Annotated in this window: 1 pseudogene and 1 CRISPR repeat array; the pseudogene reads right to left on the minus strand. The window is 46.8% G+C overall.

Going from position 1 to position 2,192, the window contains the following annotated elements:
* The first annotated feature begins 260 nt into the window (after positions 1-260).
* A CRISPR array of direct repeats spans positions 261-1,551; the repeat unit is 37 nt; unit sequence GTTTCAATCCCTAGAAGGGATTTTTGGGTTTTTCAAC.
* A gap of 66 nt (positions 1,552-1,617) precedes the next feature.
* A pseudogene (locus GEI7105_RS41295) lies at positions 1,618-2,025 on the minus strand (transposase); the annotation flags it as partial.
* Positions 2,026-2,192 lie beyond the last annotated feature (167 nt).

Consider the following 2,192-nt stretch of genomic DNA (forward strand, 5'->3'; position numbering starts at 1 on the left):
AACTGGGGTTGCGCGAGATTCAGCGTCGCCTTTATCTCGGCTTGGGCTATCCTCTCTTAACACCTCTACCCAGGTGCAATCCTCCTACGGCTTGTGCCTCGAGGCGCAAGCGACGACATCTGCAACTCCGCCTTGAGTTCGCTCGGGTTTCTACCGCTTGATTTTCTCTTCTCTCCAGAACGGCTGCTTTTTGTCAATCCCTATGACCCTTCTGAGTTTTCTGCACCACTAAGGGGATACGCCGGAACCGGGAAGACGACGTTTCAATCCCTAGAAGGGATTTTTGGGTTTTTCAACGAGGCGATTGAGCGGGAACCTAAAATTTCAATCAGTTTCAATCCCTAGAAGGGATTTTTGGGTTTTTCAACTACAACCACCGACCGAGCCGGGAGAATGGACTTTGAGTTTCAATCCCTAGAAGGGATTTTTGGGTTTTTCAACCGCCGCCGCCGCAGAGGAGCGACAGCGAAGCAGGCAGTTTCAATCCCTAGAAGGGATTTTTGGGTTTTTCAACGAACGCAACAGCGCCAAAGCAAAAGCGGGGTTAGTTTCAATCCCTAGAAGGGATTTTTGGGTTTTTCAACCGAGGGCGGCGATATTGGTGCGGGGAAATCTCGCCTCGTTTCAATCCCTAGAAGGGATTTTTGGGTTTTTCAACAACTCGGGCAATTTCGTCATCGCCCCAGCCCTCTCGGTTTCAATCCCTAGAAGGGATTTTTGGGTTTTTCAACTCGACTCTTTCCCCACTCGCTGACGATGAAAGCCATCGTTTCAATCCCTAGAAGGGATTTTTGGGTTTTTCAACATCCGATGACTTCGTCGATCGTCGTTTGCGCGTCAAAGAAGTCAGTTTCAATCCCTAGAAGGGATTTTTGGGTTTTTCAACTCTCGCTCTGGCGAAACTGTTCCAGTCACAGCGATCGCCCGTTGTTTCAATCCCTAGAAGGGATTTTTGGGTTTTTCAACTTGAGTTCGACAAAAATATCGAGCTTGATGATGAGTTTCAATCCCTAGAAGGGATTTTTGGGTTTTTCAACTGGGGAGATCGTCCCCTGTTTGGTCGATCCAAAGCTGTTTCAATCCCTAGAAGGGATTTTTGGGTTTTTCAACGGAAGCCCCAAAAGCGTTGATTCGCGAAAAAGGACTTGTTTCAATCCCTAGAAGGGATTTTTGGGTTTTTCAACTATGACCCAAAAAAATACCGCGCTCCATTGATCCTGTTTCAATCCCTAGAAGGGATTTTTGGGTTTTTCAACCGAGCCATCGGGAATGGCTTCGATCGAGGTTTTTCCCGTTTCAATCCCTAGAAGGGATTTTTGGGTTTTTCAACTGTACTTAAGCCTAATTTGATTATCAATTTGATTATCGTTTCAATCCCTAGAAGGGATTTTTGGGTTTTTCAACCTCGGCGCGTCACAGGGACTTTCGGGCGCACCCGCATCGGTTTCAATCCCTAGAAGGGATTTTTGGGTTTTTCAACAATACGCTGGCGTTTGCTGTTCGTACAACTTATAGTTTCAATCCCTAGAAGGGATTTTTGGGTTTTTCAACATTCACCGCTCGGAGGGGCGATCGCCGAACTCAGTGTTTCAATCCCTAGCGGTACTTAAACAAATTTCAAGCCCAAACCAAGCCAAAACGCGCTTTGTGAGCGGCAAACAGGTCTCGATTCTCGTTCAGCCATGCCACAAAACGAAAAGACATGGCTGTCCGAAAAGCCTCTAAAGCATCTACAAAAGTTTCCAAAGGTTGGTTCGCCCACTTCCTTCGTAAACCGCCCGTCAACTTATGCCAAAGGATAAAAGTGTAGGCACAAAATACCAAAATTAAATGCCGCTGTAAACTCTTCAAACCTCTCGCCTGGCATTCCCTCCAACCCAACCATCCTTTGGCTTCCCGATAGAAGACTTCTACCCAGTTTCGCCCTGAGTAAGTGTTCACGACCCATTCGGCAGTCACTTTTTCGGAGTCTTCATTCGTGATGAAATAATCAATTTCTGTCGCGTCCGCATAAGAACTTGCATCTTGGTGGTGCAGAAAACTCCTGAAAGTGAGAGAGGGAGTGGATTTGAGAAAAAGGGGGTAGACAAAAAGAGGGGTCAGATGCGATGTTCGAGTTCCTCAACTAGCACATCAGCATCATGACCCCTCATCTCTATCGTCAACTTGAAGACCAGCTAAGTCAATGGGTT

Origin of the sequence: Baaleninema simplex PCC 7105 (genome assembly GCF_000332355.1) — a bacterium.
Classification (GTDB): Bacteria; Cyanobacteriota; Cyanobacteriia; order Cyanobacteriales; family Geitlerinemataceae; genus Baaleninema; species Baaleninema simplex.